This is a genomic window from Succinivibrio dextrinosolvens DSM 3072, assembly GCF_900167015.1.
In the GTDB taxonomy this organism is placed as follows: domain Bacteria; phylum Pseudomonadota; class Gammaproteobacteria; order Enterobacterales; family Succinivibrionaceae; genus Succinivibrio; species Succinivibrio dextrinosolvens.
Genome location: NZ_FUXX01000012.1, coordinates 14827 through 35823, shown reverse-complemented (window position 1 = coordinate 35823; position 20997 = coordinate 14827). Strand labels below are relative to the sequence as shown.

General features: G+C 38.0%; 19 protein-coding genes. 15 read left to right on the top strand and 4 right to left on the bottom strand.

Annotation, left to right across the window (positions count from 1 at the left end):
* Entirely contained in the window at positions 1-3651 is a 3651-nt protein-coding gene (locus B5D46_RS04880) for a hypothetical protein (RefSeq protein ID WP_078928496.1), read from the top strand.
* Positions 3652-3660: 9 nt separating this feature from the next.
* Complete coding sequence (locus B5D46_RS04875) at positions 3661-4821, top strand: aminotransferase class V-fold PLP-dependent enzyme (protein ID WP_078928495.1); 1161 nt, start codon at positions 3661-3663, stop codon at positions 4819-4821.
* 151 nt (positions 4822-4972) lie between these two features.
* Here B5D46_RS04875 and B5D46_RS04870 read toward each other — a convergent pair whose 3' ends face one another.
* A complete protein-coding gene (locus B5D46_RS04870) occupies positions 4973-5455 on the bottom strand; it encodes an SMI1/KNR4 family protein (protein ID WP_159443022.1) in 483 nt (160 codons plus the stop codon).
* 473 nt (positions 5456-5928) lie between these two features.
* Here B5D46_RS04870 and B5D46_RS04865 point away from each other — a divergent pair, with 473 nt between their 5' ends.
* The 4 genes from B5D46_RS04865 (at position 5929) to B5D46_RS04850 (ending at position 8199) form a co-directional block, all read left to right on the top strand.
* Positions 5929-6285, top strand: coding sequence for a VOC family protein (locus B5D46_RS04865; protein ID WP_078928493.1), 357 nt, complete (start codon positions 5929-5931; stop codon positions 6283-6285).
* Between the two features lie 19 nt (positions 6286-6304).
* A complete protein-coding gene (locus B5D46_RS04860; RefSeq protein WP_078928492.1) occupies positions 6305-6985 on the top strand; it encodes a DUF6678 family protein in 681 nt (226 codons plus the stop codon).
* Positions 6986-7001: 16 nt separating this feature from the next.
* A complete protein-coding gene (locus tag B5D46_RS04855; protein WP_078928491.1) occupies positions 7002-7544 on the top strand; it encodes a hypothetical protein in 543 nt (180 codons plus the stop codon).
* 85 nt (positions 7545-7629) lie between these two features.
* Positions 7630-8199: a hypothetical protein gene (locus B5D46_RS04850; RefSeq protein WP_078928490.1), complete on the top strand. Its 570-nt coding sequence runs from the start codon at positions 7630-7632 to the stop codon at positions 8197-8199.
* Positions 8200-8219: 20 nt separating this feature from the next.
* Here the strand turns inward: B5D46_RS04850 and B5D46_RS12270 are convergent, their stop codons facing one another.
* Both B5D46_RS12270 and B5D46_RS04845 read right to left on the bottom strand, forming a co-directional pair.
* The gene (locus tag B5D46_RS12270; RefSeq protein WP_200805018.1) at positions 8220-8390 is read right to left on the bottom strand and encodes a DUF7230 family protein; all 171 of its coding nucleotides are present in this window, start codon (positions 8388-8390) and stop codon (positions 8220-8222) included.
* A 292-nt stretch (positions 8391-8682) separates the two neighbouring features.
* Complete coding sequence (locus tag B5D46_RS04845) at positions 8683-9828, bottom strand: acyltransferase family protein (RefSeq protein ID WP_078928489.1); 1146 nt, start codon at positions 9826-9828, stop codon at positions 8683-8685.
* A gap of 243 nt (positions 9829-10071) precedes the next feature.
* On the opposite strand from B5D46_RS04845, the gene pnuC reads away from it, so the two are divergent.
* Genes pnuC through B5D46_RS04820 form a run of 5 tightly spaced genes read left to right on the top strand, consistent with a single transcriptional unit; the run spans position 10072 to position 13130 of the window.
* A complete protein-coding gene (pnuC, locus tag B5D46_RS04840; protein ID WP_078928488.1) occupies positions 10072-10650 on the top strand; it encodes a nicotinamide riboside transporter PnuC in 579 nt (192 codons plus the stop codon).
* Complete coding sequence (locus B5D46_RS04835; protein ID WP_078928487.1) at positions 10620-11276, top strand: thiamine diphosphokinase; 657 nt, start codon at positions 10620-10622, stop codon at positions 11274-11276. The genes pnuC and B5D46_RS04835 overlap by 31 nt, the downstream gene beginning before the upstream one ends.
* A 2-nt stretch (positions 11277-11278) precedes the next feature.
* Positions 11279-11764, top strand: coding sequence for an NUDIX hydrolase (locus tag B5D46_RS04830; RefSeq protein ID WP_078928486.1), 486 nt, complete (start codon positions 11279-11281; stop codon positions 11762-11764).
* 29 nt (positions 11765-11793) lie between these two features.
* On the top strand, positions 11794-12147 hold the full coding sequence (locus tag B5D46_RS04825) for an arsenate reductase family protein (protein ID WP_078928485.1): 354 nt from the start codon (positions 11794-11796) through the stop codon (positions 12145-12147).
* A gap of 56 nt (positions 12148-12203) precedes the next feature.
* A complete protein-coding gene (locus B5D46_RS04820; protein ID WP_078928484.1) occupies positions 12204-13130 on the top strand; it encodes a metallophosphoesterase in 927 nt (308 codons plus the stop codon).
* Positions 13131-13222: 92 nt separating this feature from the next.
* Here B5D46_RS04820 and pncB read toward each other — a convergent pair whose 3' ends face one another.
* Positions 13223-14440 carry a nicotinate phosphoribosyltransferase gene (gene pncB, locus B5D46_RS04815; protein ID WP_078928483.1) on the bottom strand — a complete coding sequence of 406 codons (1218 nt, stop codon included), beginning with the start codon at positions 14438-14440 and terminating at the stop codon, positions 13223-13225.
* Positions 14441-14730: 290 nt separating this feature from the next.
* On the opposite strand from pncB, the gene B5D46_RS04805 reads away from it, so the two are divergent.
* Genes B5D46_RS04805 through B5D46_RS04790 form a run of 4 tightly spaced genes read left to right on the top strand, consistent with a single transcriptional unit; the run spans position 14731 to position 20867 of the window.
* The gene (locus B5D46_RS04805) at positions 14731-16740 is read left to right on the top strand and encodes a type IV secretion system DNA-binding domain-containing protein (protein WP_078928481.1); all 2010 of its coding nucleotides are present in this window, start codon (positions 14731-14733) and stop codon (positions 16738-16740) included.
* A 9-nt stretch (positions 16741-16749) separates the two neighbouring features.
* Entirely contained in the window at positions 16750-17280 is a 531-nt protein-coding gene (locus B5D46_RS04800; protein ID WP_078928480.1) for a hypothetical protein, read from the top strand.
* Positions 17281-17293: 13 nt separating this feature from the next.
* Positions 17294-19297: a hypothetical protein gene (locus B5D46_RS04795; protein WP_078928479.1), complete on the top strand. Its 2004-nt coding sequence runs from the start codon at positions 17294-17296 to the stop codon at positions 19295-19297.
* Positions 19284-20867, top strand: coding sequence for a TraI domain-containing protein (locus B5D46_RS04790; RefSeq protein WP_078928478.1), 1584 nt, complete (start codon positions 19284-19286; stop codon positions 20865-20867). Before B5D46_RS04795 ends, B5D46_RS04790 begins: the two co-directional genes overlap by 14 nt.
* The last annotated feature ends 130 nt before the right edge of the window (positions 20868-20997 follow it).

The following is a 20997-nucleotide window of genomic DNA, read 5'->3' as shown; positions in this document are numbered from 1 at the left end:
ATGAGTAATACATTTGATTTTATAAAGATAGAGCCTGGTTTTCAAAAATCAGTTAATCTTGCATATGATCTTTCTGATGACTCAAAAGTATCTGATTTTATCCCTTCAAAAGCAGCTGTTGATGTCATAGAAAAATTAGTATTAAGTACACATCCAACCTCAACTCAAAGAGCTCATATTCTTATTGGGCCTTATGGAAAAGGAAAATCGCACGTTATATTAGTGCTTTTATCGCTGTTGCGAGAAAAAGACCAGAGTCAATTCAATAAATTACTAGCCTTTATTAAAAGCTATAATCCTGAATTATTTAATTACGTTAATGTTTATCTGAATTCAGAACAAAAGCTTCTCCCTGTAGTAGTTCAAGGAAGCAATAATAGCCTTGCTCAATCATTTTTAAATGCTATTCAAATAGCTCTAAGAGATGCTGAATTTCAAGAATTAATGCCTGACACTCATTTTGAGTCTGCGGTAAAACATATCAAAAACTGGCAGGAAAAATTCCCTGAAACAGCAAAGAAATTTGAAGAACAGATTGAACCTGAAAGTTTAGATAGTTTTGTATTAAGACTGAAACAATTTGATAATGAAGCATATGAAACCTTCGTAAAGCTTTATCCAATACTGTCTTCAGGAGGAGTTTTTAATCCTTTTGGCGGGGTTGATGTTGTTGAACTATACGAAAATGTGGCATCTTCCATCGCAATAAAGGGATATAACGGAATATTTCTTGTTTACGATGAATTTAGTAAATATCTTGAATCTAACATTGGCGATACGTCTGTTTCAGATATAAAAATGCTTCAGGATTTTGCTGAAAAATGTAATCGCTCTGGAAAGACTCAGCTGCATCTTTTACTAATTGCCCATAAGGACATTGAGAACTATATAGATCGTTTACCTAAAAATAAGGTGGACGGATGGAGAGGTGTATCTGAGAGATTTACTCACATTGAAATGCAGAGTAATTATGATCAGATATATGATGTTATTGGACAGGCAATATATAAAGTTCCAGATGGATATAAGAAATATTGTGACAAAAATGAAGAGCTGTTTAATGCTCTTTCAAAAATAGTAAAAGAACAACATCTATTCTCTGATTTGTCTGAAGAGCAGCAGGATCATATTCTTCTTTCATGCTACCCTTTGCATCCTCTAACTGCATATATTTTACCTAGACTTTCAGAATTGGTTGCTCAGAATGAAAGAACATTATTTACATTCATATCTGACAGCGGAAAAAATACATTATCCTTCTTGATAAAACAGGCTGTAGAAACAGGACAAGAGTCTTTCTTAGTTTCTCCTGATGCTCTGTATGATTACTTTGAACCATTATTTAAAAAAGAAGTATATACATCAGAGATTTACAAGTACTATTCTCTTGTGAATTCAATTCTTGTTAAGGTTAAAGAAGACGAACTACAGTGTAAGATTGTAAAGACCCTTGCTCTTATTTATTTGATTGGTCGTTTTGAAGTTATTGAGCCTCTTTTACATACAATAATTGAAACATTTAACTATAAATACTCTTCTAAAACTATTACAAATGCCGTTGAGACACTTGAAAATAAGAAATTTGTAATATATGCAAGAAAAAGCAATGGCTATTTAAGACTGAAATCACCATCCACGAGCAACGTTCAATTAAGTATTGAAAAGGCAATTGCTAAAGTAAAGACTCATTCACTTTGCCAGGGGATTCTTCAGGAATATGCCAGTGATCTTTATCTTTATCCAACAGCATATAATGAAGAGCAGGAAATAATCAGATATTTTGATTTTAGATTTATTTCTGCGTCAGATTTAACTGATGTGACAAACTGGGAAAGCAAGCTATCTTTATCAAATGCTGATGGCGTTGTTTATGCAGTTATTGCTCAAAAACCAGATGAAATTAAGCAAGCTAAGCAATATATTACAGAACATACTTCTGCGGTTCAAAGAGCTGTGTTTATTACCCCTAAGAAGCATTTCTATATAGAAGATATTGCATATAAATACAAGGCAATTTCAGAGCTATTAACAGAATATAAGGATGATGAAGCAATGGTAACTGAGCTTGAAATCATCTTTGACGATTTAGATGAAGTTCTAAATACATACCTAGAATCATATTTAAGGCCAGAAAATGGATTATCATCATTCTATTTATGTGGCACTAAAAAGAAAGTTCTAAGAAAATCTCATCTAGCAAATCTTCTTTCAGATATATGCAGAAATGTATTTAAAAAAACTCCTCGCATAAATAACGAGACTATTAACAAAAACATTCTTCCTACGACAACTATAAATAGCAGAAATCGTGTTGTAAAAGGCATTTTAGCTACTAATTTTAATCCAATGTTAGGATTGAATAGTTCAAGTCAGGACGGAGCTATTGCAAGAAGTGTTCTTTGTGAAACTCATATTTTGGAGAATTTCAGTGAATCGCCAAGAATCGCATCAGATACAGATATTCAGGAGAAAAATAAGGACGTCAATGAGAATGTCTTTAATGTACTTACTGTAATTCGCAGGTTCTTTAAAGATAGTTCAAAAAAGTCTAAATGTTTCTCTGAACTTTATGATGAATTAACAAATCCTAATGAAGAGATTGGCTTAAAAAAAGGCGTTATTCCTATATTTATCGCGGTTGTTATGCACGAAATGCAAGGTGAAGTAACCTTGTTCGAGGGGGATAAAGAGATTGAAATAAATGAATTAGCTTTATCTGCTCTAAATGAGAAACCTGAACACTTTTCTGTAAGAGTTGAAAAATGGTCTAATGAAAAAATTAAGTATATTGATGAGTTATCATCATTGTTTAAAGAATTTTTTAATGACCGTGAAGGAAATAGCTATAGTTCATTAGCAAAGGCTATGCAACGATGGTTTATATCTCTACCAAAATACAGCAGGGAAACAAAAGAATATTATGAAGGAAACATGAAATATACTTTAATTTCAAAGTGTTCTCTGCAGTTTATTTCTTTACTTAAGGATTTCTCTATAAATCCATACGACCTCCTTTTTGTAAAGACTCCAGTAATATATGAATGTGATGATTTTGGAAAAGGCCTAATCGAAACAATTGCACGTACAAAAGTTAGGTATGAGAATAGCCTTAATACTCTAAAAAATTCTCTAATCAATGATTTGATAAAGTGCTTTGATTCTAATGCTCATCCTCAAGCATCTTTATGCTCTGTAATAAAGGACTGGACTGACAGTCTTAGCAGTAACACAAAAAATCATGTTTTTGATTCATCTTTGAAGATATTTTTAGATAAATGTCTGTCGATTGAAAATAATGATCTCGCTTTTCTCGAAGAAATTGCTAAACCAATTTCTGGTTTAAGACTAGAAGATTGGTCTAATCATACTATTAGTAGTTTTTTGAAAACAGTCTCAGATATAAAGGAATCAATTGATAACTTTAATAACACAAAAGAATCAGAACACCTTTATGAATTAAATACTTACTCACTTGTAACTGTGGATAATAATGGTAATAAGCAGATACGAAACTTCAGTAAGATAGAGTATTCTGAATTTGGGAAAATGTTAAAGAGAGAAATTTTAAACAGTATCGATGAAATGGGAGAATCTATTTCTGATGCAGAAAAAAGACAAGTTCTTATCGAAGCTTTAGAATCTCTATGTTAAGGAAAGACAATGTCAGAGAATAACATTGCTTATTTTGATAATGCAGCAACAACATTTCCAAAACCAGAAATTGTTTATTCCTTTATGAATGAATTTTATAGAAGTAATGGCGTAAACATAGGAAGAGGAAGTTCATCTTCAGGAAAATCTGCATATAGGCTTCAAAAGGAAACTAGAGATCTTCTTTTGGATTTATTTCACTGTCCCGGTAAACAAATAATTTTCGAGCCATCGGCGACTATCGCTTTAAATCAGGTTATTAGAGGACTTGAGTGGCACGAAGGGGATACTGTTTATATAACGCCCTTCGAGCATAACGCAGTATTAAGACCTCTAACTTATTTAAAAGATAAATATAATCTAAGGGTTATAGAACTATCCGTTGATAAAGATACAATTTCATATAACCTCGAAAAGATAAAATATCAATTTCAAGAAAATGCTCCAAAAGTGGTTATTGCTACTCATGCAAGTAACGTCTGTGGAGTTATTGCTCCTATTGAAAGAATCTTTCATTTAGCAAAAAAATATAAAGCAATTACTATTGCTGATATGTCGCAAACTGCAGGTCTTATTGATACAAATATAAACGATGCTCAGGCTGATTTTTCTATATTCGCTGGACATAAAACTTTGTACGGACCATTTGGTATCGCAGGTTTTGTTGCAACTTCAGAAATACCATTAAAGCCTCTAATATACGGTGGTACAGGAATTGAAAGTGCAAATCCTTATATGCCAGAGCAAGTTCCAATTAAGTTTGAAGCAGGAAGCCAGAATATTATGGCTATTTCTGGTTTAAACGCATCTTTAAAATGGATTTTTGAAACAGGAATTGATGAACTGTTAAAAAAGGATCAGGAAAACAAAGAGATTTTACTAAGTACTCTTGAATTATTTGATTTTATAAACATCATTAAGCCTAAAGATGATTGTATCGGAATCGTATCTACAACAATTCAAGGGTATAGCAGTGATAGCTTATCTGCTCTCTTTTCAGATAAGAGTATTGCTTGTAGAACTGGACTCCAATGTGCACCAACTGCGCATAGATTTTTAGGGACTTTCCCTTCAGGAACAATAAGATATAGTGTTAGTTATTTCAACACTGAACAAGATTATATTTTGCTAAAAAAAGCATTGATGGATACAGAAAGCATCATTTATTAATTAAATTAGAGATGGGGCTACATGAAAGTCACTGTATCATTTATATAACAACATTAGATTCCCATATGTTAATTTCGTTATCTTTTTAGGAACAATGAGAGAAATATAATAATCGATTTTTTTTGAGAGAAAATATTGTGTATTGTCGAGTTCACATATTCATGTAATAGTTGTAGTCCGTCTTCATTCTCTCTATAAATTCTTTAATTGACGATGCCACTTTGTCATCAAAGTAGAATATGCTGCCAGCATCAGGCCCTTTCAACTTCATGGTCAGAAAAACATCACAGTCTACTTCAAAGAAAATCAGATTCTCTCCATCAAAAGGATAATACTCCTGCCTCTCATCGGTAGCATAGAAATCAGCGCCTGTATAAAAATCGTAGATTTCTTCAGGAGGAAAAAACATGTTATTGTATGTTCTATCCTCATTCTGTCTTAGAAAACCGTAGCCGAGTTCTTTATAAAAGGCTTTTAGCTCTTGAGGAAAAGTGAAGTTTAACTCTTTTTCTGCTTTGGCGATTTTTTCTTCTATGTTGTCATTCTTAAAGAAGACCATTCCAGTCTTCCAGATATCCTCTACGCTTTTGACTTCGTGTTCCTTGCGTATGTATTTGTAGTATTCTTCAAACATTTTCTCTTCTCGTCTGTGAATGAGCATGATGCCAGTGTAAATGATAAAGCTTCAAAGATAGTTTTTGCATATATAGGTGTGCTTTTTAACATTATTGACGCTAAGTCTTTTTCAATCTGGCAGTGGTAATATAAGCGCTAAACTGAAAAATAACAAAATAGAATAAAAAATGGCATACAAGAATTCACATATATTTCTTCCTCTGGTGCAGAAGGCCTGAAAAGAAAAGTGTCTTGATAAACTACTGGCTGGCAGAGGCGAGTGGTTCGTCAAGGAAAAGACGAAGTGTCCTGCTGTGATATTCTGGATTTATCAAGACCTGCACTTGCTAAAAAAATCTCAGACGAGAATGGTCAGGTAATATGGAAGATGTCATTTTTTAAATTATTATATTGGCGGATTATAATTGTAATTGTAGGCATTATAGCAAAGTGCCTGTGATTTGAATCGGTTTCTGATGATGGAGTATGGATATGGTAAAAGAACATGCATATCTTGATCATGCAGCGGTTACAGTGGCTGACATTGAGTGGACTCTGGCTTTTTTCATGGATGTCTTTGGAATGTCAGTTACACGTCGAAAAGAAGCTGATGGCAGACTTTTGCAGGTATGGCTTGATGGAGGCATTCAGCTAGTAGCTTCTTCTGATAATGCAGAAATTGGTCAGCCTGATCATCTGGGAATAAGAGTCCATGACTTCAAGGGAACTCTGTCAAAAATGTTGTCATATGAAGGAGTTCATTCCGTTGAAGGAAAGCCTGAAAAATGGGTACAGTTACCAGATGGACTACTTATAGAGCTGTTTCCTATAGAGGTTTCAAAACAATAAAGAACAGACTCTGAACTCTATGGAACAGAACTTACAGAAAATACTATTTACCAGTCTTAATCACCAGAGCGGACAGCCTCAACCTGTATCATCTCAACAGGGCGATCAGAGCTCAATTCAGTTTCAGCTTGTATGGAAAAGCGGCATTGCCTTTACAGTTAAAGGCTGGCCACATTTTGGCTGGTTTTATGTGGAAAAAGACAAACAGATTGTATCTTCAGCATTTGATTACAGGAAAATAGAAGAGAGAACATTATCAGTTATGCAGCATATGATTGGTGAGATTGAGGCTGGCAAATATAACCATAAGAAGACACCAAAAGATAAAATCCGAGATATTATTCAAGCTCGACAGCTTGCTCCCTGTATGAATAATACAAAGTGGACAGAGCTTATAGGCGAAATCTCAAAAATAGAAGCTCTTCCAATTAAGTACAAAAGGCTTGCTGATGATACTGCAGCTTCCAATTTCTGGACTGTCGATGGGGATGAATTTTTCGGTTCCATGGAGTTTGCTCTTATAGAATGGTTGAAAATTTCCTGTGTAATTGGAAAGAGTGAATATCAGGGGCAGTTAATACCACCTAAGATAAGTGAAGTTAACGTAAGAGCAGAGATTGAGTCTATTCTGAAGCGGTACTCAATTAACTACGAGTACGATGAAATGGATAATTCTCTCGTAGTTTACGGTTACAGATAATAATAAAGATATTACTATGAACTGGCATAATATTGGTCCATTCAGTGCGTTTTTTCTGGAGAATGCCTTGTTTTGTGGGTATACTCTTTTGGCTGCATTATCAGCCTGTTCAGTAATTAGGCTTTTAAAACTCGAAGAGCTTAGCCAGAAACAGAAACTCCAGCCAGTTTATTTTCAACGTACAATTCTAAATAAAACTCAGCAGAAGATTTCCTTACTGCTTCTGCTACTGGCACTTGCCGGTATCCTTGTCTATCAGCCAGCTTCTTTCACAGTAAATTCGATACTGTCTAGATTCTTTGACTGTTCAATTTTTCTGCTAGGATCTGAGACCTGGGAGAACTTCATTGTCTTTGTTGTTCTTCCTCTGGCAACCTTTAATTTTATCGGCTCAGTCGGCTCCACTATATGGCTTTCGAAGCTTATACACAGACTCTCTTTAGAGAATGTTCTTGAGCAAAGATCATTCATACATTATCTTGTGGTTGCTATCCTTGAGTGGTGCGGGATTATATTTCTGACTGCTGGTCTGATTTGTGTAATGAGATATTATTCTTAATATTCTGATTTGAAAGATAGCAATTCCTTGAGTTTTCATAAGGGTAACACAATACTCTATGTATACCCATTAAAAAGAAAACATCATGGCCTCAATAATTCAGTTTATAAAACTTCTAATAAGCGGAAATACCTTACAGGGAATAAAGGCAAGAACCATACTGTCTGTTCTTGTGACTGTTTCTGTACTCATATTTGAGGTTGTCGTATATACCATATGCTGGGACGAGATCCCTGATATGATTCAGTTTGATTATGATTTCAGCGGAACTCCTAATGATATCTGCGAGAAGGATATGATCTGGTACAACCTGCTGTTTCAGATCATAATCTGTGTTCTGCTGTTTGTTCTAAAACCTATTGTCTGCAAACTTAAGCAAGTCCGTAATCTTCTGTATGACAGCGAAAACAAACTGATTCCACTTGTGAATAAGCGCTTCTCTCTGTTTTCCTGGGAACTTTCAATGCTATTTGTAACAACAGAGCAGGGCTATGTTTTTGATCTTGTGGATATCGTAGAAAGTCCGATGTGTGATGATATCGTGACTGCAATTTTTCTGTTCTGGCTGATAGTTCTCATCTTAGAATTTCGCGCTGATATCAGAAAGATAAGGTCTGAACGCGCAGAATCAGAGATTGGAAAGGATAAAGAATAACTCTCCAAGAGAGCAGGAATTTAAGCTGCAATTGGTAACATAAATTCCTGCTCACTCAGAGCAAAGTTCTTCTTATGTTTCAGATAGCCTTTTTTAGCCTTAACCTTACGGTCCTCAAAGACCTTTGGTACGCAGAAATCCTGAACGTGCATCTGCACGAAATTCCTCTGTTTAATTTTCTTTTTGGTCATATTATTACCTCGTTAAAAGTGTTAAAAACTGTTTACCTAATGGCACGGAGATTCTATCACAGCGTCTCTTTGATGGACTAAGTATAGTACAGCATCGTTCCAGATTTTGATTATGAATAATATTTTTAAGAGTGTGAATCGTCCTATTTTCAATCCATCCCTATAATTGTGTGATTTTTTACACATAATTATAAAAAGGGAAACGTCTGTCTGCGCTTATTAGATTTAAATAAGAATAGATATGGAAGGTTGCCCACCAGCTTTCACCGGTGAGCGATACAAGAGGATATGTTTATAGTTTTGAGTTAGCCCACTTGGTAAGCGGCTGCTCTAAAAGATGGTGAGCGGCAACTGCTGCTGCGAAAATACCAATACAGATAAGTGAAATCAGAAGTACAGGATTCTCATAGCTCCACTCTAGCTTAGGCAGATTTACGTAATCTCTTAATGCTCTGATCACAATGGTGTGAACCAGGAAGATTGCGTATGAGTACTTGCCCAGAGTTACTGAAACAGAATTGTTAAGTCCTCTTGAGATGATTCCTCTGTTGCACAGGAACAGCCAGAACAGTGCTACGAAGCAGAGCTGAAGCCATACACCGTCAAGTGCCCAGCGGGTAAGCTCAGGAAACCAGGTCTGAGCAGTCAGTGTTGCAATCTGATCAGGTGGAACGGTAAGTCCATCAGGTGTTGGGATACCGGTTGAACCGCCAAACAGACTGATTACGATAGCAAGTAACAGAACTGCCTCAAGAATACTTACACCGATATGAACTGATGAGTCATTCTCCTGCTTTCTTGTTGCAGTGTATGACTTCCATACCTCGCATAGCAGGAAGCCGAATCCGATGTAGGCAAAGCCTCTTACCATAGGGAAGATGAATGGTACAACGATATACACATGTCTTGAGTACATGTAGAAACAGATGAAAGAGATTGCGCCAATCAGTAAGGTTGCCTTCTCATGACCTAATGCCTTGAAAATACAGAAATAAATAACTGACACAAAGAACAGGGCATTGGCAAACCATGCTACATACAGAATGGTTGCATCAGGACCGAAGTGATGAGTGTTCCAGTCTAAAAGCAGTACAGAGTTGAAAATGTTAACTGACAGTGGGTACTGCATGATATCAAAGCCAGCTGCGATATAGCCAACAAGAGTCAGGGCAATGATGAATGGAGCAAGTCTTAACCACTTTCTTAACGCAAAGTGAAGTACGGTCTCCTCTGTTCTGATTTTGTAGAACAGGAAGAAGCCTGACATGATGAAGAACATCTCAACAGCCTGCCAGCCTGAGGTCCATTTTACCAGCCATGAGAACTGCTCAGCTCCTGAAAGATTCAGATATGCAATGTGCACACCTACCACGGCCCAGATTAAAAGAAATCGTAAGAATTCGAGGTTCTTAAATCCTCTTTCACTATACTTTCGCATTTTTTTATCTCTTATTATTTGTTTATTGTTTTGAGAATTCTTTTTAAGAAAAAGTTGTAAAATTGTATATGAAAGCGTTTACATTCAGTGTTATCACGATCACACATTCAGACGAAGACGAAAAAAATGCTCATTTGAAAATACGACTGGAAAGCCATATTTTCTCTAATTGGGCTACAATGTCTTTCGGTAATTTTTCTTAAAATTCAAATAACATATGTACATTTTTTGCAGAATATTTTTATGGAATTTTTAACTGAACACGGGCTGGATATTTTTACTACCATACTGGGACTTTTATATATCTACTATGAATACAGGGCGTCAATCTGGGTATGGCTGCTTGGCATTCTAATGCCTCTGATTGATATTTATCTGTTCTCAACCAACGGTATGTATGCTTATGCGTTTATTTCACTGGTCTTTGCACTGGTAGCCGTCTATGGTGTCCTAAACTGGAAATACGGCGGTAAGAATCACACCGAGCGACAGATAACCTGTATGACCTTTAAAAAGATCTGCCGCTACATGATTGCTATGCTGATTATTTTCGGTATCACCTACGAGATTCTGGTAACCTTTACCGACAGTGAAATACCCGTATTGGACAGCTTTACAACCGCAGCCTCATTTGTGGGTGTATTTGCTCTTGCCTATAAATATGTGGAGCAGTGGATTGTCTGGATAGTTGTGGATATTATTTCAGTTATCATGTTTATTCAGCAGGGACTGCCATTCCGCGCAGGACTTTATGCTTTGTATGTACTAATTGCAGTTGCAGGTTATCGTAAATGGAAATCAATGGCAAAAACATTCCAGTAATCCTGGCAAACGGGGATTTTCCTTTACATCAGATCCCTCTTAAGATTCTGAAGGATACAGATTTTCTGGTATGTACCGATGGTTCAATCCATTCTCTTCTGCGTTTTCAGAAGGAGCATCACTCTGATATTACAGTAAAAGATATCAGACCTTCTGCTATTGTTGGCGATGGAGATTCACTCTCAGAGGATCTTAAGGAAAAGTATCGTGATATCTATGTTGAATACGAGGAGCAGGATTTCAACGATCTGACCAAGGCTACCAGATTCTGTATTGAAAAGGGATTTACCGAGATTAACTATCTTGGAATCAGCGGCAAGAGGGATGATCATGCCATGGCAAATGTCTCCCTGCTTATCTGGTATCTTAAGACCTTTAAAATAAAGGTAAGAGCCTATACCGATCATGGTGTCTTCATTCCATGCTGCGGGGATGCAGAGTTTAAGGCAGAGAAGGGAACTCAGGTAAGTATCTTTAATTTTGGTGCCCGTAATCTTAAGAGTACCAATCTTAAGTGGGATATCTATGATTTTGATGAGCTCTGGCAGGGGACCTTGAATGAGGTAACCTCTGATTCCTTCTCAATTAAGGCTGAAGGCTACTATCTGGTATTTATTAACTACTGATTATGGATTACAGAAACAATCTGACAACACTTTGTTATCTTGAGCAGGATGACTGCTATCTGATGCTCCATCGCACCAAGAAGGAAAAGGATATCAACAAGGACAAATGGATTGGTATCGGCGGACATCTTGAGGAGGGAGAGTCTCCTGAGGAGTGTCTTGTACGTGAGATGCAGGAGGAGACCGGTGTTACTCCGGTAGCTCCTAAGCTTCATGGCATCATCACCTTTGTCTCAGACAAATACGGAACGGAGTATATGTTTCTGTATTCAGCCAGAGAGTACAGAGGAAAGCTTCTATCTGACTGCTCTGAAGGCGATCTTGAGTGGGTTAGAAAAGACAGGATTTCATCTCTGCCAATATGGGAGGGAGATAAGATTTTTTTACGACTTATGTCTGAAAATCATCCTTTTTTCTCCCTAAAACTCTGCTATGAAGGCGATAATCTCATATACGCTGCTCTGGATGGAGAAAAGCTTGAGCTTTAAGTACTGCATATACAGGTAAGGAGTTTTTGATGATAAAAGTCTACTGCTATGAAAGATGCACAACCTGCAAAAAAGCCCTAAAATGGCTAGATGATCAGGGAGTTAAGTATCAGCTTCTGGATATTAAATCTGAGCATCCTGATGAGAAGACCATCCGTGAGCTTCACTCTAAAAGCGGTCTACCTCTAAAGCGCTTTTTCAATACTAGCGGTCTTCTCTACAAGTCTTTAGAGCTTTCTAAAAAGCTTCCTTCCATGCCTGAGGATGAGCAGTACAGTCTGCTTGCATCAGATGGCATGCTGGTGAAACGTCCTCTGGTCGTAGGCAAAGATTTTGTGCTGGTTGGTTTTAAAGAGCCTGAATGGCAGATTCTTACGAAATAACATTAAGTTAATACATACTTAATCTTAGCTTTAAGTTATGTGTCGTGGAGTCATAGGTGAAAGGTTTTGATGTTATCGGCGATGTTCATGGCTGCTATGATGAGCTGTGCGAGCTTCTGGATAAACTCGGTGAGGATTCAGAGCGCAGGCTTGTCTTTGTAGGCGATCTTGTGGACAGAGGTTCTCAGCAGAAGGAGTGTATTGCTCTTGTAAGAACTCTGATTGAGAACGGTAAGGCTCTGTCTGTCATGGGTAATCATGAATATAACGCCATTCTCAAAAGCCTTAATCTTCGATTAAAGAAAGACCTCTTCGGCGATGCTTTCTGCGATTTTGCCATATCTGATCCTGATTTTTACTTTGATACCATAGAATGGATGAAAACTCTGCCTCTCTGGCTGGATTTTCCATCTCTGGGGGTAGTTCATGCCTGCTGGAATTCACGTCTGATGAGACTTCTATCTCCATACCTTGATTCTGAACACCGCATAAAGGATGACTCCTTTTTCAAGGATTCCTGTAAGGATGCCGCAGGCTGTATTACTAAAATTGCCGATGCGGCAGAAATCATTCTCAAAGGTACAGAATTAACTCTGCCTTATGGAGAGTTTTTTGTGGATAAGGACGGCAAGGTCCGTACCGAGATTAGATACAAGTGGTGGATGAAGGTAGATGAGAATACCCGATACAGTGATGTGGCCTTAAGTGTGGGTGATTCAAAAATCACAGACAGAAAGCTTGAGCAGCTTAAAGGCTGGATAGGAAAAGAGCCGCCAAAGAATATTGTTGTCGGACATTACTGGCTGCGCAGCCGTTCTCCTGATACGGTCACACTTGAGGATGTAAGCTTTTCTGATAAGGTATTCTGTACTGATTTCTCATGTGTCAGAAAGGGAAGATTAGCGGCTGTGAGATTTGATCTGAATGCCGATGATTCAGTAAAAGGAATATCTGTGGAAAGTGTGCCTTCAAAAAACATTTAAGGCTCTATTTCAGTCCCAGATAATACGTGGAAACCGTCAGTAGAGCCTTTGAATATCTTTCAGAAAAATCTATCTTATCTAAAAAAACAGAACTAGCGATCGTTATTCATACGCCAGGCGATACATCTCTGCAGATACTTGACGTAGTCAGGGTTCTTGCACATTTCCTTACCTTTAACATCGGAAATCTTGGCGACATCCATACCGTTGCAGGCAGTGGTCTTCATAACGATGTTAAGAGGCTCCACCTTGGTATCGTTTGAAAGGTAGGTGCCGATTCCAAATGCAACCTTGGCCTTTGACTTGAAGTAATGATACAGATCATTTGCTCTCTTGAAATCTAGGTTGTCACTAAAGAGCAGCGTCTTGTTTCTAGCATCAATTCCCAGTCTGTTGTAGTGGGCAAGCATCTTGTCTCCCCATACGAAAGGATCACCTGAATCATGACGGGCTCCTGAGAAAAGGGTAGCGTAGGTCAGCTGGAAATCTCTTAAGAAACAGTCTGTTGTAATGGTATCGGTCAGACAGGTTCCGTTTAGAACACCGTATTCCTTAACCCATGCTTCAAGTGCAAACCAGTTTGAGTAGGCTGGATTGTGCTTGTGGTTACCCTGACCTACACACATAATCCACTCATGGGCCATGGTGCCGATAGGGGCTACATTGAACTGTTTTGCCAGATAAACGTTTGAAGTTCCTGCAAAGAAGCTGTCCTTAAGATCTGCCTCTTTGAATTTCTTAACCACCATTGCCTGAGCTTCTGCAGAAAGACGACGTCTCAGACCGAATTCACTGAAGCTTGAAATCTGGTATTTTCCGCCTGTAAGCCAGCCAATCTTTTCATCCAGCTTATCCTCAAAGCTCTTTAGCAGATCATCATAATCGTACTGATATCTGAAATAAACCTCATTGATGATGGCAAGGGTTGGGATCTCATACATACTGGTGTTAAGCCAGGTTCCCTTGGTCTCGATTGAAAGTCCGCAGTCGCCATCATTGGTGATGGTGAAGTCCTCATAGCGAGGAGACCACAGACGTAGAAAATCTACATATGAACCTTTTATCCAGCGGATTTTATGCAGATAGTCCAGTTCCTCCTCTGTAAATCTTAAAGAACAGTACAGCATGATCTGGGCCTTGATTTCCTCAACCATCTCCGGTGTGAAGAAAACTTCCTTATTGCGGCATTTGAATGTCCAGGTGGTCTTGTAATCGCTGAACTGGTGGTAGATAGCCTGTCCCATTGAAAACTTGTACATGTCGTTCTCAAGCAGGCTTGAAATAATTGGAGGAAGTCTGTTTTCTAGCATAAGTCTTAATTATATTTTTTATATATGAAAGTGAATTTGTTTACTCATCTTAATACAAAAATGGCTTTGCAGTGCGATTTTGTGATAATTTTTTGCGTTAAAATCCGCCTGTAATCACAGTTAGGAAATTTTTTTTCAGATCTGATTTTCTTTTGAAAAAAACTCTGTTCAGTAAAACTTACATTTTTCTTATATTTCAGTTCGTTATTTTGTTTCTTCACAAAAAATAGGGCTTTATTTTTCATGTCATTTTTTCATGCTTTAAGCTTTTCCTCTTCCGGAGGAGAAAAATGCGTCAGAAAAATTCAGCCACAGCCGATTCAAAGAATATCTATCTGTTAATGCTGGCAGTGAATCTGTCCTGGCTGCTTGTATCCTGTATCTATACAGACAGCTTTTTTGTGTTTTTAGATGCCTGTTTTGTAGGTATCACCATAATTGTCTGTGCCGCAATGCTCGGTTATGAGGACTATTATTATTCATCAAAGAATATTTCCTCATTTTTTGAAATTTCTCTTAAAAAACTCCAGAAAAAGCTAAAAAATGAACAGAATTCGCTAAAAAACAGAAAATATACCTCAAAACCTGTATATCTTGGGGTAGGTTACGAGTTTAAACCGAAACACAGCCGTGAACTTCATGCTCTCCTTGAAAACGGTCTTTCAGGAGCTACTGGTCCTAATCAGGGCAGCTTTCAGATTCAGAATCTGGGTAAAGGCAGAGATATCTTTACTCATGTCAAAGATCTTGAAGGTCATACTCTGATATTCGGAACCCCAGGTTCAGGCAAGACCCGTTTTTTTGATCTTCTGATTTCTCAGGCCATATCAAGAGATGACGTGGTGGTTGTCATCGACCCTAAAGGCGACAGTGAGCTTAAGGAAAAAGCCAGAGTCATGGCTCAAAACTGTAATAAACGCTTTGAGGTTTTAGATACCTATGAGCTTGAGAATAATACCTCGGCTTTTAATCTTTTAGGCTCTTCCAACAAACCTACAGAAATTGCAGACAGACTTACCTCTCTGCTGGAGAGTAAGAGTGATTTTACCAACTATGCCTCAGAGGCTATCTGTGCGGCAGTGATTTCCCTTAACTATTTAAGACGCCCCATAACCATCTCGTCCATTAAGAATTCCATGAATCTTAAATTCTACTTTAAGGCTTTCTTAACCCGTCTTATAAGCTATGCCTTTGAGAACAGCTCTAAAGAAGCCCTCGATCAGATTGCGGCATTCTGTACAAAAAACGGTCTGGATATTGAGAGCTATCCTAAGCTGGCTGGCTACATGGAAATAAGCGGTTTTGAGGTAAAGACGAAGACAGATGAAAGTATTACAGATGAAGAGACCTCTGATGATAAAGAGAGTGAGGATTCTGCATCTGGCAGAAGGACAAAGAGGAGCAGCAGATCTTCAAAGAGTACTTCAAAGGAAAAGAAAAGCTCTTCCTCAAAGACCTTCGATCCCTATCGTAACCTTAAGGAGAAGGCACGTGTGCTTTATGAGATCTATCTTTTTATCCGCTCTCTTAATCGCGACAGCACTCCTGCCGAGGAGGAGTTTGAGCATCTTTACTCCATGTGCTGTAAGGATGATACCTACTTTATCAAGGTTTCATCATCAGTAAATCCGATTATGAGTTCTCTCTCCATGTCCGATCTTAGCCGCTATTTTTCAAAGGACAGCGGAGCCATCAGCATCAGGGATATCTATATGAGCGGTTCGGTACTGTATGTATCTTTAAATGCTCTTAAGAACTCTCTTTTATGCTCCTATGTGGGAAGACTGATTCTTGCTGATCTGTGTTCCTTCTGTGGAGATATCTATGCCAGAAACTACAGTGGTCCTCATATCAGCATCTTTGTGGATGAGGCTGCCGAGGTCTGTAATGAGTATCTGGTTCAGCTTTTAAACAAGGGCCGTGGTGCTAAGGCCTCGGTTACTCTTGCAACTCAGACACTTAGTGATTTTAAAAAGAAATTCGGCTCTGACTATGCTGCAACACAGTTTATAGGTAACTGCAACAACATGATTGCTCTGCGTATCAAGGATGCCGATACAGCCAAGGCCTTTACCTCAACTCTTGCAAAGACCACTATTTATCGCCGTTCAACCTCCATTGCCTCAAGATACGAGGTTTATACCAGAGGTGTTTCCGAGTCCTACAACTATGGACTTGCAGGTGCTGATGAGTGTCTGTTCCCTGATTCAGCCCTAATGATGCTGCCTAACTTTGAGTATGTTGCAAAGCTTAATGACGGCAGACTCATCAAGGGCGTGATTCCGGTTCTAACTGATTAAGGTGTTCTCATGCTTTTTTATTTTCTTGAAAAATACTTTCTCTTTTTGACAGCAATGATTGTGTTCTCAGTGATTCTGTATCTATTGGATATTACTGAGCCGGCATCCATGACCTTTATCTATCCTGAGATGGATACACTGTTTAACTGTTTTTCCGAGACATTCTTTGAACGACTGAAGTATGTACACAGGATTATGGAATCCTTTGACTTTCTTAAGAACACCTTTGTCTATGACAGTCTGCGTCTTTTTGTAATCCGTATTCTTTTTCTAATCTACGGCCATTTCGGTGTGCTATTTCAGATCCTATCTGCTGGTTTCTGTTTTGGCTATGTCTTTATCTGCATGTTCAGATCATCCATGGTCTCCTTTAAGAGTTCCTTTAATCTGGTATCAGTATTTACCACCATGCTCCGTTATCTGACCATCTTTCTGATGTTCCAGTCTTTCTGTGATCTGATTTATCTGACATGTGTAATGCTGCTTTTAAGTGTGTTTCTTCTGGGAACCCGTCTTGCGGTAATTGTTCTGGTTGGCTAAAAGGAAGGTTAATATGGGCTTTTTAAGAAATATCTTTGGTGACAGTTCTGAGAGTGTACTTATCTCAAGACAGGTGATTTCCCTTGAAGATAATGATTTTGGCTCTGATACTGTCTTTTATTCAGGGGAGGGGGACTGTGTCAGAAGAGTAAGAACTACTGATGAACTTATGGAGGAACACTCCTTTTTAATTGAGCTTATAAAGAACAGAGCTTTAAGCTCAGACTGCTTTATTGATTATGAGGTTGAGATTCTTCCGGTACTAAGACGCTTTATCAGTATTGTTAGTGTATCTCCAGCAGATCATACCTTAAGCAGTGTCTTCTCTACCCAGCTTATAAAGCAGGCTCTGATGGGCATTATAACGTTCTCTGAGATTTACAGTAAATCATCACTTGCTCAGGCCACAGGTCCTCAGAACTTCTTTGAATGCTTCTATCTGATGCTCTCACTGAGTATCTACAGGTTCTATCAGCGCTTTAAAATCACAACTCCCGGCAGAAACTATGAGTTTAAGCTTTTAAAGCATGACAATCTCGAGGAATTCATAAAAATCCACAGAGCCACACATCTGAGGTTCTTCCTTAAACGAGAGGATAATACAGAGATCAGCTTTGATGAGAGCTTTATGCATCTTATCTCAAAGTGTCCGCAGTCTTTTGAGTGTCTAAGAAAGAGTCCTCAGTACCTTAAGCTTAGAAATCTGACTTTAGAGCTTGGCTTTACTAAAGAAGAGCTGAGATTCAATTCCCTGGAGAAAAAGCCTGAGATAGACAGTTTCTTTTTACTTGAGAATAATCTTAAGAACATGATGCTCAAAGCAGATGAAATAAGCTCCTATCTGTGTACTCATGAGGGCGGTTTTCTTATTGATCTTGGAGTATATCTGAGACGTTTTTTAGGAAGCGGAATCATCTCTGAGAAAACCGAAGGTGCCTTTATACTTCCTAACGGCTTTGTCATAGAGGAAGGTTCTATTGCTCATAATCTTATCTACAGAGCAATCGAACGTTATTATACTGATCTTAACTTTTATGTAGATTTTAATGAAAATTTAAAGAAAATTGACCTTAAAACTGAATTTTCTGAGCAGAAAACGACAGATTTTACTCTGGATGATACAGATGGAAGAAAGAAGGATTTTTACAATCTGGTGTTAAATTCAGAGTATCTTTTCTCCTGTCTTTATAAAAGAAAATCCAGATGGATTTCTCTTCTAAAAAACCGTAAGACCTATCTTGTGAAAGGCTTTGAAATCTATTTTCCGCATAATTTCAGAGCGTTAACCGCAGAACCTTATAATGTGGTTGAGCTTCGCAGTATGAGCGATCCTGAGCCGATGTTAAGAACACTCCGCTGTATTACCATAAGACCATATGATCCGACCTATATCGAGTTTAAGCCATTAAAGGGGCCTCTTCATTACTGTTTTTTAGGTGAGCCTCTGGATACCTTGATTGAGGCTGATAAGATACGTTTTGGAGTTATTCCACATGAAAATCTGCAGAAAAACATAAGAAATGACGTAGAAAACGAGAAAAATACCGTAATTACGGAATCTATGCTGGATGAGAATTCTGTTCCGGATAATTCAGATGATAAAAACAGTGAAAATAGAGAAAATTCAACTAAAACCACAGAAAAAACTTCAAAAACTACCAGAAAAACACTCAAAACTACTGAAAATGATGATTCTTCACTAAATACGGAATTAGCTGATACAACGTCTGCAAAAACAGATAGTTCTAAAAGAAATACCAGACGAAAGAGTGCTGCATCTAAATCCTCAAAAAAAGCTCTGAAAGAAGGCGTGTCCGAGGTTGATACCTTTAAGGCTCTGATTGATGCTGCTGATTCTAACTGCAGTAAGTCTGAAGATTCTGAGGTCATATCTGAAGATCCAGATCCTGATGTTACTTCATCTTCATCTGATCTTTCTGCTGAGGAACTTTGCGATCTTGAAAAGGCGCTAATCTCAAACTTCAATCAGGAAAACTCTATAGATGCTGATGCTTAAAGGATTTTTTAAAAGATTCTCTAAGGCTGGCAGTTCTGTTTTTAAGAATAGTGAGCGAGGAGATGAGCTGTTCAAAACTTCCTCTCATTGTACGGAAGGACCTGAGGATAACCGTTTATCTGACTATAAACTCCTGTTGCGTGACGGCAGTGAATTATTTGAAGTGAAATCCACAGATGGACTTATTATCTTAAATAGGGCTCTTATCGCTTCTCTTCACGAGAGAACTCTTCTGGATGAGAGAATCTACTGCCGTTATGTAAAACCTGTAATTTCTACTCTTGTAAAGACCGTATTCAATGCGCCTGCATCACATGTACTGCATGATTCTGACACTGGCGGCCTGTTAACCCATTCTCTTTTAACTGCAGTAATGATTTTAGATTCAGTACGTAAATTCGGCTGCTACGATGAAATCATGGCTGAGGATTATGAACGCCTTGAGGTGTTTTTTCTGGTGCTAGCTCTGATGCACGATGTAGGCAAGATTGTCTCTGACTATAAGATTACGACTCCTGGAGGGAGGTATGTCTTTAAAACAGATGATATCCTCAGTGATAATCTTATGGATTTTGCAAAAAAACATAAGGCTACCTATCTTCGTTATTTCTTTTATCAGAGCCGAAGCAAGGTTCATGACGGTATTTTCTCAAGGATTATGCTGCAGTATCTAAATCAGAATCCGGACCTGCGCACATATCTTTCCTGTGTAAAAAGAAAAGATGGAGCCTCCATGAATCTATATAGGGAGCTAGTGGATTTTGGGAGAGACTCAATTTACTTTGATGTATTAAAATCCGCTGACTCAAGAGCCTGCTGTGCCAGTATCTGCAGGTTTTCCTCCATGTATGAGGCAGGGCAGTATCTGCTCTCTCTATTTTATTCTGGAAGAATCGACCCTGAGCTTGAAGGCTTTTACCGTCTTGAAAATGGCTATCTTGTAGAGCATGGATCTCCTGCCTACAGAGCACTGGCGGTGGCCCTTGACCTGTACTCTGAGATTGAGCAGAAGTGTCAGAGTTCTCTTGAATTATATGAGGAGCATATTCCATCAGATGAGCCTTATATCTTAAGAAATCACCGTCAGCAGGCCTATGAAATAAGTCCTGCATATAAAAAGCAGCTTTTAGGCTGTGATTATGAAGCCTACACTCAGATATCGTCAGATGTACTGCTTTTTAAAAGAGAGTCCTTCTTTAAACGACTGGCTTCATCAGGATTTCTGGTTAAAAAGGGCTATATATCCTGTTTTAACTGGAATGAGGTGCGTCGCCGCGGGAAGTTCCGCTATGTCTACGGTTTTTGTATCAATACTGGTGAAAATCATGGAGATGACTGCTACAGGATTGTTGATCTGGAGTATGACAGGCTTATAAAAATTATAAAAAAGAGTATACGAGTGGATGATGCGGAGAATATTACCTCGTTCTCATTTAAAAGTGAGGTTAATCTTAATAAAGTACTGCTGCATATGCATGATCCTGACTTTCTTGACAGTGCCATAGACAAAAGCTCTCTTGGCTTTAATTTTTACTCAAAAATCAGATCTTCAGAGAGGATAAGAAATTAACTATTCAATAACACTATAGAGTTCACACATAGAAATTCTGTTTTTACGTAATGATCAAAAAAACAAAAATTTCTGGCTTAAAAAACAGGTTTAAAGTGTATTGTAGACTGGTGTGTATATACTACAGTGT

What these genes read in the sequence shown, in the direction of transcription:
- B5D46_RS04800 (WP_078928480.1), top strand. Translation starts at nt 16,750, where the DNA reads ATGCTTTTTTATTTTCTTGAAAAATACTTTCTCTTTTTGACAGCAATG.
- B5D46_RS04850 (WP_078928490.1), top strand. Translation starts at nt 7,630, where the DNA reads ATGGCCTCAATAATTCAGTTTATAAAACTTCTAATAAGCGGAAATACC.
- pnuC (WP_078928488.1), top strand. Translation starts at nt 10,072, where the DNA reads ATGGAATTTTTAACTGAACACGGGCTGGATATTTTTACTACCATACTG.
- B5D46_RS04880 (WP_078928496.1), top strand. Translation starts at nt 1, where the DNA reads ATGAGTAATACATTTGATTTTATAAAGATAGAGCCTGGTTTTCAAAAA.
- B5D46_RS04855 (WP_078928491.1), top strand. Translation starts at nt 7,002, where the DNA reads ATGAACTGGCATAATATTGGTCCATTCAGTGCGTTTTTTCTGGAGAAT.
- B5D46_RS04795 (WP_078928479.1), top strand. Translation starts at nt 17,294, where the DNA reads ATGGGCTTTTTAAGAAATATCTTTGGTGACAGTTCTGAGAGTGTACTT.
- B5D46_RS04870 (WP_159443022.1), bottom strand. Translation starts at nt 5,455, where the DNA reads ATGTTTGAAGAATACTACAAATACATACGCAAGGAACACGAAGTCAAA.
- B5D46_RS04845 (WP_078928489.1), bottom strand. Translation starts at nt 9,828, where the DNA reads ATGCGAAAGTATAGTGAAAGAGGATTTAAGAACCTCGAATTCTTACGA.
- B5D46_RS04875 (WP_078928495.1), top strand. Translation starts at nt 3,661, where the DNA reads ATGTCAGAGAATAACATTGCTTATTTTGATAATGCAGCAACAACATTT.
- B5D46_RS04835 (WP_078928487.1), top strand. Translation starts at nt 10,620, where the DNA reads ATGGAAATCAATGGCAAAAACATTCCAGTAATCCTGGCAAACGGGGAT.
- B5D46_RS12270 (WP_200805018.1), bottom strand. Translation starts at nt 8,390, where the DNA reads ATGACCAAAAAGAAAATTAAACAGAGGAATTTCGTGCAGATGCACGTT.
- pncB (WP_078928483.1), bottom strand. Translation starts at nt 14,440, where the DNA reads ATGCTAGAAAACAGACTTCCTCCAATTATTTCAAGCCTGCTTGAGAAC.
- B5D46_RS04790 (WP_078928478.1), top strand. Translation starts at nt 19,284, where the DNA reads ATGCTGATGCTTAAAGGATTTTTTAAAAGATTCTCTAAGGCTGGCAGT.
- B5D46_RS04805 (WP_078928481.1), top strand. Translation starts at nt 14,731, where the DNA reads ATGCGTCAGAAAAATTCAGCCACAGCCGATTCAAAGAATATCTATCTG.
- B5D46_RS04825 (WP_078928485.1), top strand. Translation starts at nt 11,794, where the DNA reads ATGATAAAAGTCTACTGCTATGAAAGATGCACAACCTGCAAAAAAGCC.
- B5D46_RS04830 (WP_078928486.1), top strand. Translation starts at nt 11,279, where the DNA reads ATGGATTACAGAAACAATCTGACAACACTTTGTTATCTTGAGCAGGAT.
- B5D46_RS04865 (WP_078928493.1), top strand. Translation starts at nt 5,929, where the DNA reads ATGGTAAAAGAACATGCATATCTTGATCATGCAGCGGTTACAGTGGCT.
- B5D46_RS04860 (WP_078928492.1), top strand. Translation starts at nt 6,305, where the DNA reads ATGGAACAGAACTTACAGAAAATACTATTTACCAGTCTTAATCACCAG.